At 58.4% G+C, this 12,354-nt stretch carries 15 protein-coding genes; 11 read left to right on the top strand and 4 right to left on the bottom strand.

Annotation, left to right across the window (positions count from 1 at the left end; genetic code table 11):
- Positions 1-94: 94 nt before the first annotated feature.
- The 4 genes from ACR0KS_RS07505 to aqpZ all read left to right on the top strand — a co-directional run bounded on the left by ACR0KS_RS07505 (position 95) and on the right by aqpZ (position 3,616).
- Positions 95-1,420 carry a DUF5930 domain-containing protein gene (locus ACR0KS_RS07505; protein WP_170382733.1) on the top strand — a complete coding sequence of 442 codons (1,326 nt, stop codon included), beginning with the start codon at positions 95-97 and terminating at the stop codon, positions 1,418-1,420.
- Positions 1,410-1,910, top strand: a complete 501-nt coding sequence (locus ACR0KS_RS07500; protein ID WP_170564956.1) for a polymer-forming cytoskeletal protein — start codon at positions 1,410-1,412, stop codon at positions 1,908-1,910. Before ACR0KS_RS07505 ends, ACR0KS_RS07500 begins: the two co-directional genes overlap by 11 nt.
- Positions 1,911-2,029: 119 nt before the next feature.
- Positions 2,030-2,860, top strand: coding sequence for a M90 family metallopeptidase (locus tag ACR0KS_RS07495; RefSeq protein ID WP_170564959.1), 831 nt, complete (start codon positions 2,030-2,032; stop codon positions 2,858-2,860).
- A gap of 69 nt (positions 2,861-2,929) precedes the next feature.
- The gene (gene aqpZ / locus ACR0KS_RS07490) at positions 2,930-3,616 is read left to right on the top strand and encodes an aquaporin Z (RefSeq protein ID WP_170564962.1); all 687 of its coding nucleotides are present in this window, start codon (positions 2,930-2,932) and stop codon (positions 3,614-3,616) included.
- Between the two features lie 49 nt (positions 3,617-3,665).
- Here aqpZ and ACR0KS_RS07485 read toward each other — a convergent pair whose 3' ends face one another.
- Together ACR0KS_RS07485 and ACR0KS_RS07480 are read right to left on the bottom strand one after the other, a co-directional pair.
- A complete protein-coding gene (locus tag ACR0KS_RS07485) occupies positions 3,666-4,214 on the bottom strand; it encodes a peptidylprolyl isomerase (protein ID WP_170564965.1) in 549 nt (182 codons plus the stop codon).
- Positions 4,207-4,713: a peptidylprolyl isomerase gene (locus ACR0KS_RS07480; protein WP_170564967.1), complete on the bottom strand. Its 507-nt coding sequence runs from the start codon at positions 4,711-4,713 to the stop codon at positions 4,207-4,209. Before ACR0KS_RS07480 ends, ACR0KS_RS07485 begins: the two co-directional genes overlap by 8 nt.
- 132 nt (positions 4,714-4,845) lie before the next feature.
- Here ACR0KS_RS07480 and ACR0KS_RS07475 point away from each other — a divergent pair, with 132 nt between their 5' ends.
- From ACR0KS_RS07475 to ACR0KS_RS07450, 6 genes are all read left to right on the top strand, one after another.
- Entirely contained in the window at positions 4,846-6,036 is a 1,191-nt protein-coding gene (locus tag ACR0KS_RS07475) for a phosphoglycerate kinase (protein ID WP_170696091.1), read from the top strand.
- Positions 6,037-6,160: 124 nt separating this feature from the next.
- The gene (locus ACR0KS_RS07470) at positions 6,161-6,460 is read left to right on the top strand and encodes a septum formation initiator family protein (protein WP_170382720.1); all 300 of its coding nucleotides are present in this window, start codon (positions 6,161-6,163) and stop codon (positions 6,458-6,460) included.
- A 152-nt stretch (positions 6,461-6,612) separates the two neighbouring features.
- Positions 6,613-7,608, top strand: coding sequence for a pyruvate dehydrogenase (acetyl-transferring) E1 component subunit alpha (gene pdhA / locus ACR0KS_RS07465; RefSeq protein ID WP_170564973.1), 996 nt, complete (start codon positions 6,613-6,615; stop codon positions 7,606-7,608).
- A gap of 3 nt (positions 7,609-7,611) precedes the next feature.
- Positions 7,612-8,001 carry a VOC family protein gene (locus ACR0KS_RS07460; RefSeq protein WP_170564976.1) on the top strand — a complete coding sequence of 130 codons (390 nt, stop codon included), beginning with the start codon at positions 7,612-7,614 and terminating at the stop codon, positions 7,999-8,001.
- A gap of 3 nt (positions 8,002-8,004) precedes the next feature.
- Positions 8,005-9,375 (top strand): pyruvate dehydrogenase complex E1 component subunit beta, encoded by a 1,371-nt coding sequence (locus ACR0KS_RS07455; RefSeq protein WP_170564979.1) that lies wholly within the window; start codon positions 8,005-8,007, stop codon positions 9,373-9,375.
- A gap of 12 nt (positions 9,376-9,387) precedes the next feature.
- Positions 9,388-10,686: a pyruvate dehydrogenase complex dihydrolipoamide acetyltransferase gene (locus tag ACR0KS_RS07450; protein ID WP_170564982.1), complete on the top strand. Its 1,299-nt coding sequence runs from the start codon at positions 9,388-9,390 to the stop codon at positions 10,684-10,686.
- A gap of 153 nt (positions 10,687-10,839) precedes the next feature.
- On the opposite strand, the gene cysE is transcribed toward ACR0KS_RS07450, so the two are convergent.
- Positions 10,840-11,649: a serine O-acetyltransferase gene (cysE, locus tag ACR0KS_RS07445; protein ID WP_170382710.1), complete on the bottom strand. Its 810-nt coding sequence runs from the start codon at positions 11,647-11,649 to the stop codon at positions 10,840-10,842.
- A gap of 84 nt (positions 11,650-11,733) precedes the next feature.
- Between cysE and ACR0KS_RS07440 the strand changes: the two genes are divergently transcribed.
- A complete protein-coding gene (locus ACR0KS_RS07440) occupies positions 11,734-12,072 on the top strand; it encodes a TraR/DksA C4-type zinc finger protein (RefSeq protein ID WP_170564985.1) in 339 nt (112 codons plus the stop codon).
- Here ACR0KS_RS07440 and ACR0KS_RS07435 read toward each other — a convergent pair.
- Positions 12,053-12,349: a DUF7742 family protein gene (locus ACR0KS_RS07435; protein ID WP_480693160.1), complete on the bottom strand. Its 297-nt coding sequence runs from the start codon at positions 12,347-12,349 to the stop codon at positions 12,053-12,055. The two genes, ACR0KS_RS07440 and ACR0KS_RS07435, sit on opposite strands and share 20 nt — an antisense overlap.
- Between the last annotated feature and the right edge of the window lie 5 nt (positions 12,350-12,354).

The following is a 12,354-nucleotide window of genomic DNA, read 5'->3' as shown; positions in this document are numbered from 1 at the left end:
TGCCCAAATCAAGCGCGCCATCTATGCACTTCGGCCAAGGGACGGCTATCACTCACGACCGCTCCCGATCATGGGGATAAAGAGGTGAAGACGCGTGCGAACACGTCTGGCAATAAAACTACACTCACTACTCGAGCGGCACTTTCCAGAACGCAGGGTTTTTCTGAAATCTGACAACGACACCCGGTTCATCCGGCTGAGTTCCGAGACGCAGGTCGCTGCTGTCGCCGGTGTCGCAGTGATCGTGGGCTGGACCGCTGTTGCCACCGCGATCCTGCTGATGGACAGCATTGGGTCCGGGAATTTCCGCGAGCAGGCGAAACGCGATCAGGCTACGTATCAGGAACGCCTGAATGTTCTGTCGGCCGAGCGCGATGTTCGCGCTCAGGAGGCGCTGATGGCGCAGGACCGGTTCAACGCCGCCCTGGAACAGATTTCCGCCATGCAGTCCGAGCTGCTGGCGTCGGAAAACCGCCGCCGCGAGCTTGAGACCGGGATCGAAGTCATCCAAACGACCCTGCGCGCCACGATGAAACAGCGCGAAGACGCCCGCACCGAACTGGCCAAGCTGAACCTCGATGCGGGTTCGGACGAGGTGCAAATGGCAAGCGCCACCAGCCCGGCGCAAATGAATTTTATGACCGAAGCGTTGGTCAGAACCGCAATGGAACGTGATCAAATCGCAGCCGACGCCAAGGACGCGCTGGATCAACGCGACGATCTTGAGCTGGAAATCCAGCTTATGCAGGAACGAAGCGACGAAATATTCCGTCAACTGGAAGAAGCAATGGTCATCTCTGTCGAACCGCTCGACAAGATGTTCCGCAATGCAGGTATGCCTACTGACCGTATCATTGAAGAAGTACGGCGTGGGTACAGCGGCATGGGTGGCCCCCTAACCCCCATATCCTTCAGCACGCGCGGTGAGGAACTGACCCCCGACGAAATCCGCGCGAACACACTGCTGCAGCAGATGGATCAGCTGAACCTCTATCGCATCGCCGCCGAGAAAGCTCCGTTTGCAAGCCCGGTAAACTCAGTTGTGCGTTTTACCAGCGGCTTTGGAACGCGCCGTGACCCCAAGACCGGCGGTCGCCGCATGCATAACGGTGCCGATTTTGCGGGTGCGCATGGTACGGATATTCTATCGACCGCCGACGGAGTGGTCACCCATGCTGGCTGGCAGTCCGGGTTCGGGCGGCTGGTAAAAATCAAGCACGCCTTCGGAATCGAGACACTTTACGCCCATAATACCAAGATCAGGGTAAAGGTTGGTCAAAGGGTCTCGCGCGGGGATCATATTGCTGATATGGGTAGCACCGGACGGTCGACCGGCACGCACCTGCACTATGAGGTGCGTGTGAACGGAAAACCTGTTAACCCAATGACTTATATCAAGGCTGCGAGAAATGTTTTCTAAGAGCAAAATCAACGAGCCCGGTTCCAGTGCACCTGAAGCGGCAAAACCCGCCGCACCAGCAACACCGGCTGCCCCTGCACCGTCGGAAAACAAGGCGAGCACCGCGCCCAAGCCCAAGCCTCCGGCGTCGGTTCTGTCTTCGGACCTGCACATCACCGGCAACCTGAAAACCTCTGGCGATATTCAGGTTGAAGGAACTGTCGAAGGCGACATCCGTGCGCATCTGCTGACGATCGGTGAAACAGCGACCATCAAGGGCGAAGTCACCGCAGATGACGTGGTAATCAACGGCCGCATTGTGGGCCGTGTGCGTGGTCTGAAAGTACGCCTGACTTCGACCGCACGTGTCGAAGGCGACATCATCCACAAGACCATCGCGATCGAAAGCGGCGCGCATTTTGAAGGTTCGGTACAGCGTCAGGACGACCCGCTGAACCCGGGTCGCAGCGCAAAGTCGGGTTCCAACCCGGCTGCCGAGGTCAAGCAGTAAGCACGCCTCGAACGTTATGAACAAGAAAACGCCGCGGTAAAACCTGCGGCGTTTTTTTGTACGATCACGGATAACAGTTTCCGGTTCCAAGCCAAGTTTGTCGCGTATAGGCTTGTCGGATGTGGGTTTTCTTCTCTATTCTGCTTTTGGCCGCCGGGTACTTGGCCTATCGCCATTGGTCCAAAGCAAAAACACGCAGCACGCTGTTGTCCACCCCCCTCACCCCCCGTCAATGCGCCATAGTAGAGGAACAGGTTCCTATAGTACGCCGCCTACCGCCAGAGCTTCGCGGTGCGCTGGATGGCAAAGTAAACCTGTTTCTGGATCAGGTGAGGTTCTACGGGTGCGATGGCTTGGACGTCACCGACGAAATGCGTTTGGCAATCGCGGCGCAGGCGTGTCTCCTGATCGTCAACAGCCCGCTTTGGTACGATCATCTGACGACAATCCTGATTTATCCGAACGCCTTCAAATCCCGTCAGCGCAGGCAGGACGGGTACGTTGTCAGCGAAAAGGAAATCGTCCGCACCGGCGAAAGCTGGGACCGGGGGCCGGTCATCCTGTCATGGTCCCACAGCAGGCAAGGCGCGCTGGATGACCATGATGGACACAACGTGGTCCTGCACGAGTTCGCGCATCAGATCGACGACCTGTCGGGCGGAACAAACGGCGTTCCGATCCTAAGCCACGGTCAGACCTTTACCGAATGGGAACGCGCCTTTCTGGCCGCCTACGACGCCCATGTTCGGTCTGTGGAAAAGGGGCGGCACACAGTCATTGACCCATATGGCGCAGTCGGTCACGAAGAGTTCTTTGCTGTATCGGTCGAGGTCTTTTTCGAGAGACCCCACGCCCTGAAATCCGAAGCGCCCGGTATTTACGAGCAACTGGTAAAACTGTTCCGTCTGGACCCCGCCACCTGGGGAAAAACTTCAACCAGCGGGACGTGATCCCACAAGAGTTTCACAAAATTGATTTTTTGAATTACACTGAACCCATTGTTTTTGGGAGGGCTTTTCATGTCATCGAAACTCATCGCCGAATTCTTCGGCACGTTCTGGCTGGTCTTGGGCGGCTGCGGCAGCGCTGTCTTGGCCGCAGGCGTGGCGGATGTAGGCATTGGCTGGCTGGGTGTATCCTTCGCCTTTGGCCTCACCGTACTGACGATGGCTTACGCGGTGGGCCACATATCGGGCGGCCATTTCAACCCGGCTGTCAGCCTTGGCCTGATGATTGGCGGACGGTTTCCGGCCAAAGACCTCATACCCTATTGGATCGCGCAAGTAATCGGTGCAATCGCGGCGGCCGCTGTCCTGTACGTGATTGTCAGTGGCGCGCCCGAATTTACGGGGGTCGGCAGCTTTGCCACCAATGGTTACGGCGAAGCATCGCCCGAAGGGTATTCGATGCTGTCTGCGCTTGTCATCGAGATCGTGCTGACGGCCTTCTTTATCGTTATCATTCTGGGAGCCACGTCTGAAGGTGCTCCGGCCGGGTTTGGCCCGATCGCTATCGGTTTGGGGCTGACGCTGATCCACCTAATCTCGATCCCGGTAACGAACACTTCGGTGAATCCCGCACGCTCGACCGGCGTTGCGCTGTTTGCGGACGGACCCGCCCTTGCGCAGCTTTGGCTGTTCTGGGTGGCACCTTTGATCGGTGGTGCAGTTGGCGCAATAATCTGGAAAACAATGGGCGACGACTAAGCCCTGTTCTTGAAAGACCCCGGAGCAAAGGGCACCGGGGTCTCACCTGTTACTCAGTTACAGTAACCTTTTTCATCACGTCTGGCTGACCGATGACCGCTCCGTTGGGGCCGTCACCGCGCTTGATCGCGTCAACAACGTCCATCCCGCCTGTCACTTGACCAACAACGGTGTACTGACCGTTCAGGTGCGAGCTGGGCGCGAACATGATGAAGAACTGCGAATTGGCGCTGTTGGGATTCTGCGCGCGCGCCATGCCCACGACACCCCGGTCAAAATTGTAGTCCGAGAATTCCGCAGGCAGGTCAGGTCTGTCCGAACCGCCCGTCCCGGCACGGCGCATGTCGCTGCCTAACCGACCGTGTTCGACATCACCAGTCTGAGCCATAAAGTCTTCTATCACACGGTGAAACACCACGCCATCATACTGACCGGCGGCGGCAATCGCAGTGATCTGCTCGACATGCTTGGGCGCAAGATCTTCAAAAAGGTCAACGGTGACGATGCCGTTCGCACCCTCGCCTTCGATCTCGATCTCAAGGCCCGTGGCCAACGCAGGGCTGGCCAGCAAGGTAAATGCAGCGGCCAGCTTATGCATCGGCAGCCACCTTGACGCTGATCATGCGGTCCGGGCTCGCAGGCGGCTCGCCGCGCACGATCGCGTCCACATGCTCCATCCCGTCGATCACACGACCGTAGACGGTGTACTGGCCGTTCAGGAAATGGTTGTCCTTGAAGTTGATGAAGAACTGCGAGTTGGCCGAGTTCGGGTTTTGCGACCGCGCCGCGCCCAAAGTTCCACGGTCATGAGGCAGCTTGGAGAACTCTGCCGGAACGTCAGGCAGCGACGACCCACCGGTGCCCGCCATACGCAGGTTGAACCCGTCCTCCATGTCGCCGTGCTGCACGTCGCCAGTCTGCGCCATGAAGCCGTCGATCACACGGTGGAAGGCCACGTTGTCATACTCGCCACCACGGGCCAGCTCTTTCATGCGCGCACTGTGCAAGGGCGCCACGTCGTGCAGTAGCTCGATGACGACATTACCGCCCTTCAGCTCGATGATGATGGTGTTTTCGGGATCCTTGATCTCGGCCATGTGGCCCTCCTGTCGTTTGTCTTGCGCAAATACCTATGCGCCGGACGCGTGAAAGCCAAGTGACGCATTGACCTGAGGGCAAAATGCAGGAAAAGAACCGCCTAAATCGGTTTTTAAGGCAAGGATAGGACGATGGGCTGGAAAACGCTGGACGATATGGATCTGAACGGCAAGCGCGTGCTGGTGCGCGTGGATATCAACGTGCCGGTCGTTGACGGTGTTGTGACCGACGCCACCCGTATTCAGCGCATTGTGCCCACCGTTCGCGACATCCTTGCGGCAGGCGGCAAGCCGATCCTGCTGGCGCATTTCGGAAGGCCGGGTGGTGAGCGGCGCGAGAACCTGTCGCTGAAACAACTGGTCCCGACGCTAGAAGCTGCTTTCGGCGCAACCGTCCTGTTCGCCGCCGATTGTGTAGGCACCGAGGCTGAACTTGCCGCCGAGCAGTTGCAGCCCGGTCAGGTGCTGCTGCTTGAAAACACCCGTTTCCACGCTGCCGAGACCAAGAATGACACCGACCTGGCCGCTGGCATGGCCAAGCTGGGAGACGTCTATTGCAACGACGCATTCTCGGCCGCTCACCGCGCCCACAGCTCGACCGAGGCCATCGCCCGCCTGTTGCCTGCCTGTGCGGGCCGTCTGATGCAGGCCGAACTGGAGGCGTTGGAGGGCGCTCTGGGCGCGCCCAAACGCCCAGTGACGGCGGTTGTGGGTGGGGCCAAGGTGTCGACCAAGCTGGAGCTGTTGGGCAATCTGATCGACAAGGTGGACTATCTGGTGATCGGTGGCGGCATGGCGAATACATTTCTGGTCGCCCAAGGTCTCAACGTTGGAAAATCGCTGGCTGAAACCGCGATGAAGGACACTGCGGCCGAGATCATGGCCAAGGCGGAAACCTCGGGCTGCACCATCGTCCTGCCCACCGACATCGTCGTGGCCGAAAAGTTCGAAGCAGGCGCCCCCCATCAGGTCCTGCCCGCTGATCAATGCACCAACGACGGCATGATCCTTGACGCAGGCCCAGACAGTGTCGCTGCAATCTCCGACATCTTCAGCCAAAGCCAGACCCTTATTTGGAACGGACCTCTGGGCGCGTTCGAGATCGAGCCGTTTGACACCGCGACCAACGCGGCTGCGCTGAAAGCAGCGGCCCTGACACGGTCCGGGCAATTGGTTTCTGTCGCGGGCGGGGGTGACACGGTCGCCGCGCTGAACGCGTCAGGTGCGGCAAGGGATTTCTCGTATATCTCGACCGCAGGCGGCGCGTTCCTCGAGTGGATGGAAGGCAAGACCCTGCCCGGCGTTGCCGCGCTGGAGCAATAAAACCGCCAGCCAGCGCGTTTTTATCGAATCAGGGGATTCACAACCCGAATCACCTGTGACATAGTGCGATCAGAGGCCCAAAAGGGTCCGTTATTGAGGCAGACTTCATACGGCGGTAAACAGAGTGTCCCGTTCCAATCGGCCCGGTTTGGGCTCAGTCGCATTCTTTATGGTGGCTTTTGTGCTGGGTGTTTATTTCACCTTCGCCGCCGTGCAGGGCGACTATGGCCTGTTCCGACGGGTCGAGATTGCTGCGGAACGGGACGCTCTGTCGCGCGACCTCGCCAAGCTAGAAGGCGAGATCACGGAAATGGAAAACCTGACCCGCAGGCTCTCGGATACCTATCTGGATCTGGATTTGCTGGATCAACAGGCGCGCTCGGTGCTTGGCATGATCCGGTCGGATGAAATCGTCATTCGCTAATTGCTGTCAAAACGTGCTGGCTTCACGGCGCTAACACGCCGAAATTCGCAGAAGTCGACGCTGCGTCACATTTACCCTCGCCAGATCGCAGCAAATGCTCTATGAAATAGTTTAACGCTAAACTATCTTGCCGAGAGGGGGAGATCGCCGCCATGGCTGCGCGAAAAACCACAAAGAAACCAAATGTTTCTGCGGAAGAGCTTATCACTTACTACCGAGAGATGCTGTTGATCCGCCGATTCGAGGAAAAGGCTGGTCAACTTTATGGCATGGGTCTAATTGGCGGGTTCTGCCACCTCTATATCGGTCAGGAAGCGGTTGTTGTTGGTCTTGAGGCAGCCGCCGAAGACGGCGACAAGCGGATCACCTCTTATCGGGATCACGGTCATATGCTGGCTTGCGGCATGGATCCTGGCGGCGTGATGGCCGAACTGACCGGACGTATCGGCGGCCTGTCCAAGGGCAAGGGCGGCTCGATGCACATGTTCTCGAAAGAGAAGAACTTTTACGGTGGTCACGGCATTGTTGGAGCGCAGGTGCCTTTGGGTGCCGGTTTGGCGTTTGCTGACAAATACAAGGACAATGGCCGCGTGACCTTCACCTATTTCGGTGACGGCGCAGCCAACCAGGGTCAGGTCTATGAGACGTTCAACATGGCGGCCCTTTGGGATCTACCTGTCGTGTTCGTGATCGAAAACAATCAATACGCGATGGGGACTGCTCAGGCGCGCTCGACCTCGACCAAGGACATCTTCCACCGCGGTGAAGCCTTCGGCATCCCCGGTGAAATCGTGAATGGCATGGACGTTCTGGCCGTCAAGGAAGCTGGTGAAAAAGCCGTCGCGCATTGCCGCGCCGGTAAAGGTCCGTACATCCTTGAGATCAAGACATACCGGTACCGCGGCCACTCGATGTCCGACCCTGCCAAGTACCGCACCCGCGAAGAGGTTCAGAAGGTCCGCGAGCAAAGCGACCCGATCGAACATGTGCGTGAACTGCTGCTGACCGGCAAATACGCGGCCGAGGACGACCTGAAGGCGATCGACAAGGAAATCAAAGAGATCGTCAACCAGGCGGCTGAATTCTCGAAAGAAAGCCCCGAGCCCTCGGTTGAAGAGCTCTGGACCGATATCTACGCCGAGGCCTGACAGATGCCGCATTTCGAGATTCACGCCAGCAACGTCGAGCAGGCCAAAGCGTTCTATGCCGGCCTATTCGACTGGGCGTTCACACCGATGCCCGGCGGTGAAGACGTCGGCTATCATCTGATCAATGGCGACCAGATCGGCGACAGCCTAGGGCTGACCGGCGGCCTGATGCTACGCCATGGCGAAGCGCCCGCTGCCGGTAGCCCGGTGCGCGGTGGCACCATGACCTTTGAGGTCAGTGATTGCGACGAACGCTACGCGTGGGCATTGGCAAATGGCGGCGCCGAAGCGCTGCCGCCCGCCGATTATCCCGGCATAGGCCGCTGCGCCTATGTGGAAGATGGACAAGGAAACATCGTCGGGATGATCACCCCGGCCCCGGAAGGAAACTGAGACATGGCAACCGAAATTCTCATGCCCGCCCTTTCGCCCACGATGGAAGAGGGCACACTGGCCAAATGGCTGGTCAAGGAAGGCGACACCGTATCCTCGGGCGATATCATGGCCGAGATCGAAACCGACAAAGCGACGATGGAGTTCGAGGCCGTCGATGAAGGCATTGTCGGCAAGATCCTGATCGCGGAAGGAACCGAAGGGGTCAAGGTGAATACGCCTATTGCGATCCTAGTTGAAGAAGGCGAAGACGCCTCGGCCCTGCCCGCGGCGGCGCCAGCAGCCGCAGCGGTAGCCGAAGCCGCACCTGCGGCGGTTGAGGCTGCCGCTTCTGCCGCAGCACCCGCAGCGCCTGTGGTTGATCTGTCACCGGACTGGCCCGCAGACGCTGAGATGGCCCAGCAGACGGTCCGTGAGGCCCTGCGCGATGCAATGGCCGAGGAAATGCGCGGTGATGAAGATGTGTATCTGATGGGCGAGGAAGTCGCCGAATACCAAGGGGCCTACAAGGTCTCTCAGGGACTTTTGGACGAATTCGGCGGCAAGCGCGTGATCGACACCCCGATCACCGAGCACGGTTTTGCCGGTATCGCGGTCGGTTCTGCCTTTGGTGGTTTGAAACCGATTGTCGAGTTCATGACCTTCAATTTCGCGATGCAGGCGATTGACCAGATCATCAACTCCGCCGCCAAGACGCTCTATATGTCCGGTGGTCAGATGGGTTGTCCGATCGTGTTCCGGGGGCCGAATGGTGCCGCCGCTCGCGTGGCTGCGCAGCACTCACAGGACTACGCTGCATGGTATATGCAGATCCCCGGCCTGAAAGTTGTGATGCCTTACTCGGCCGCTGACGCTAAAGGTCTGCTGAAATCAGCGATCCGCGACCCCAACCCAGTGGTATTTCTGGAAAACGAAATCCTCTACGGTCGCTCCTCCGACGTGCCTCAGGTGGATGATCTGACCATACCGTTGGGCAAGGCACGCATCTGGCGCGAAGGCACAGACGTGACCATCGTCAGCTTTGGCATCGGGATGCAATACGCGCTGGAAGCCGCTGACAAGCTGGCCGAAGACGGCATCAGCGCCGAGGTCATCGACCTGCGCACCATCCGCCCGATGGACACGGGTGCGATCATCAATTCGGTGATGAAAACCAACCGTCTGGTGACCGTCGAGGAAGGCTGGCCGCAAGGCTCGGTCGGCAGCTATATCAGCTCGGTCGTGATGCAGGAGGCGTTCGACTATCTCGACGCGCCAGTCATCAACTGCACCGGCAAGGATGTTCCGATGCCTTACGCCGCCAACCTCGAAAAGCTGGCCTTGATCACCACCGATGAGGTGATCGCAGCCGTCAAACAAGTGACCTACCGGTAAGGAGCGACACAGATGCCCACAGAAATTCTGATGCCCGCCCTGTCCCCGACCATGGAGGAAGGCACTCTTGCCAAATGGCTGGTCAAAGAGGGTGACACCGTATCGTCCGGCGACCTGCTGGCCGAGATCGAAACCGACAAGGCCACGATGGAGTTCGAGGCCGTTGACGAAGGCACTATCGGCAAAATCCTGATCCCCGAAGGCACCGAAGGGGTCAAAGTCAACACCGCCATTGCGGTTCTGCTGGAAGATGGCGAAAGCGCGGATGATATCGCGGCCACGCCTGCCAAAGCGCCCGAAGCGGCCCCGGCCACCGCAGGTAACGAGGCTGCCGCGCCAGCGGTATCCGAGGCACCTGCCCCTGCTCCGGCTGCTCCGGTCAAATCCGATGGTGGTCGCATCTTCGCCTCACCACTCGCCCGGCGCATCGCAGCGCAGAAAGGTCTCGATCTAGCGCAGATCACCGGCTCTGGCCCGCATGGGCGCATCGTCAAGGCGGATGTCGAGGGTGCTACCGCCACTGCGCCCGCTCCGGCACCTGCAGCAGCTGCTCCCGTTGCGGCGGCGGCTGCACCGGCTGGACCTTCAGCAGACGCCGTGGCCAAAATGTACGAAGGCCGCGCGTATGAGGAAATCAAGCTCGACGGGATGCGCAAGACCATTGCCGCGCGCCTGTCCGAGGCCAAACAGACGATCCCGCATTTCTACCTGCGCCGCGATATCAAGCTGGACGCGCTGCTCAAATTCCGCAGCCAGTTGAACAAGCAGTTGGAAGGCCGGGGCGTAAAGCTCAGCGTCAACGACTTCATCATCAAGGCCGTTGCCAACGCGCTGCAACAGGTTCCGGCCTGTAACGCGGTCTGGGCCGGTGACCGGGTGCTGCAACTGAAACCCTCGGACGTGGCCGTGGCCGTCGCCATCGAGGGCGGTCTGTTCACCCCGGTTCTACAGGATGCCGACACCAAGTCGCTATCCGCGCTGTCGACAGAGATGAAAGACCTCGCCGGTCGCGCCCGCGAACGCAAACTAGCCCCGCATGAATATCAGGGCGGCACTTTTGCGATCTCGAATCTGGGCATGTTTGGCATCGACAATTTCGACGCCATCGTGAACCCGCCGCACGCCGGTATTCTGGCTGTAGGCACAGGGGTCAAAAAACCAGTTGTCGGCGATGACGGAGAACTGACAGTTGCGACTGTGATGTCGGTAACAATGTCCGTGGATCACCGTGTGATTGACGGCGCACTGGGCGCGGAACTGCTGCAAGCCATTGTCGAGAACCTCGAGAATCCAATGGTCATGCTGGCCTGACAAACAATGAGACGCCCGGTTTTCTAACCGGGCGTCCGCAACCTGACGCGATGATCGCGCGTGGCGCAGGCAGGTATAGTTTCCTCAAATCGGGAAATGCCTGCGTCCATAGTAATCTAAAGTCTTCCGCAGGCTCGCTGCGCAAAGCAATGACTACTGATCCTTACCCAACATATGATCCATCGAGATCGCAGGTTGATCGCAACCCGCCTCTCCAACGATCTTAGCAGGAATACCCGCAACCGTTTTACATGAGGGAACGGCCTGCAACACAACCGATCCGGCTGCAATGCGGCTGCAATGGCCGACCTCGATGTTGCCCAGAACCTTGGCCCCTGCGCCGATCAGCACACCGTCACCAATCTTGGGGTGCCGTTGTTCTTCTTCTTTACCGGTCCCACCAAGTGTCACGGAATGAAGCATCGAGACATTGTCCCCGACGACAGCAGTTTCACCGATGACGATCGAGTGCGCGTGGTCGATCATGATACCTTTGCCAATCTTTGCGGCCGGATGGATGTCGATCCCGAATATCTCGGACGAGCGCATCTGAAAGAAATAAGCCAGATCGTGACGACCCTTTTGCCAAAGCCAATGGGCAACACGATAGGCTTGCATCGCCTGGTAGCCCTTAAAGTAAAGGATCGGCTGTAGCAGGCGATGACAGGCAGGGTCGCGTTCGTAAACGGCCATCAAGTCGGCGCGCGCCGCCTCAATCAGAGAAGGATCGTCGGCATAGGCTTCGTCTACGATCTCGCGCAGAACCATCATGGACATTTCATTCGAGCACAGCTTGGCCGAAACTCTGTATGACAAAGCTTTTTCAAGGCTGCGGTGGTGCAGGATACATGCGTGCACCAGCCCACCCATCAGCGGTTCGTCTTCGACGGCCGACTGCGCTTCGGTCGTGATGCGATCCCAAACGGGATCGACAGGTGTTACATAACTGCGCGTTTCCAACATGGCATTTGATCCTTTGCTGCGCCTAGAATGCCATTTAGTCGTAAAAACGCAAAGCGCAAACCCGTGATCAACAGGATAACGAAAATGAATAGATCCATGTTGGCCGATTTCGACACTCGGATTCGCAGCCGGTTGGCGGAGCTAGAGCAAAGCTCGGAGGCAGGAAAAAAGGCGCAAGAAGTCGTCCATCTGGATCAGCAAGCAGTTGGTCGCCTCAGCAGAATGGACGCGCTGCAAAACCAAGCAATGGCCAAGGCGCAACAAGCCAACAGAAACCGCGAAATGAGCAGGCTCAAGGCCGCGTTAGTCAGAATAGAGGATGGCGAATTCGGTTTCTGCGAAGATTGTGGCGACGAAATTCCGATTGGACGGCTGAACCTGGACTATGCTGCCAGCAAATGCGTTAGCTGTGCTTCTGGCTAAGGTGAAACTTAACAAGGCAACGGATAACCACCTCGAAACACAGAAAATATTGCAAGTCGTCAAAGCTTGGCTCGTCCGCCAAAGGCCGTGTGCGAGCCGCGTTCATCAATGATCCGTTGCCGTATAATGGGTGTGTTCGCCCCGTCTGTATGACGTATCTATCGGCTATTTCTGCCTCCTCCATCATTCTGGTACATAGCTGATTTCGATCAGCCAACAGCGCACGCAACAAGGCGCGCGCCGCGGCACTTACATCTCCGTGGAGAACTGGCCGCATCCCTG

The sequence above is a fragment of the Ruegeria sp. BC7 genome, assembly GCF_056539165.1.
This window is presented reverse-complemented; position numbering and strand designations above follow the sequence as displayed.

Bases quoted from the DNA above. Each gene is read 5' to 3' on its own strand.
- ACR0KS_RS07455 (WP_170564979.1), top strand. From the start codon at position 8,005: ATGGCAACCGAAATTCTCATGCCCGCCCTTTCGCCCACGATGGAAGAG.
- ACR0KS_RS07475 (WP_170696091.1), top strand. From the start codon at position 4,846: ATGGGCTGGAAAACGCTGGACGATATGGATCTGAACGGCAAGCGCGTG.
- ACR0KS_RS07460 (WP_170564976.1), top strand. From the start codon at position 7,612: ATGCCGCATTTCGAGATTCACGCCAGCAACGTCGAGCAGGCCAAAGCG.
- ACR0KS_RS07495 (WP_170564959.1), top strand. From the start codon at position 2,030: ATGTGGGTTTTCTTCTCTATTCTGCTTTTGGCCGCCGGGTACTTGGCC.
- ACR0KS_RS07500 (WP_170564956.1), top strand. From the start codon at position 1,410: ATGTTTTCTAAGAGCAAAATCAACGAGCCCGGTTCCAGTGCACCTGAA.
- ACR0KS_RS07480 (WP_170564967.1), bottom strand. From the start codon at position 4,713: ATGGCCGAGATCAAGGATCCCGAAAACACCATCATCATCGAGCTGAAG.
- cysE (WP_170382710.1), bottom strand. From the start codon at position 11,649: ATGTTGGAAACGCGCAGTTATGTAACACCTGTCGATCCCGTTTGGGAT.
- aqpZ (WP_170564962.1), top strand. From the start codon at position 2,930: ATGTCATCGAAACTCATCGCCGAATTCTTCGGCACGTTCTGGCTGGTC.
- ACR0KS_RS07435 (WP_480693160.1), bottom strand. From the start codon at position 12,349: ATGCGGCCAGTTCTCCACGGAGATGTAAGTGCCGCGGCGCGCGCCTTG.
- pdhA (WP_170564973.1), top strand. From the start codon at position 6,613: ATGGCTGCGCGAAAAACCACAAAGAAACCAAATGTTTCTGCGGAAGAG.
- ACR0KS_RS07440 (WP_170564985.1), top strand. From the start codon at position 11,734: ATGAATAGATCCATGTTGGCCGATTTCGACACTCGGATTCGCAGCCGG.
- ACR0KS_RS07450 (WP_170564982.1), top strand. From the start codon at position 9,388: ATGCCCACAGAAATTCTGATGCCCGCCCTGTCCCCGACCATGGAGGAA.
- ACR0KS_RS07485 (WP_170564965.1), bottom strand. From the start codon at position 4,214: ATGCATAAGCTGGCCGCTGCATTTACCTTGCTGGCCAGCCCTGCGTTG.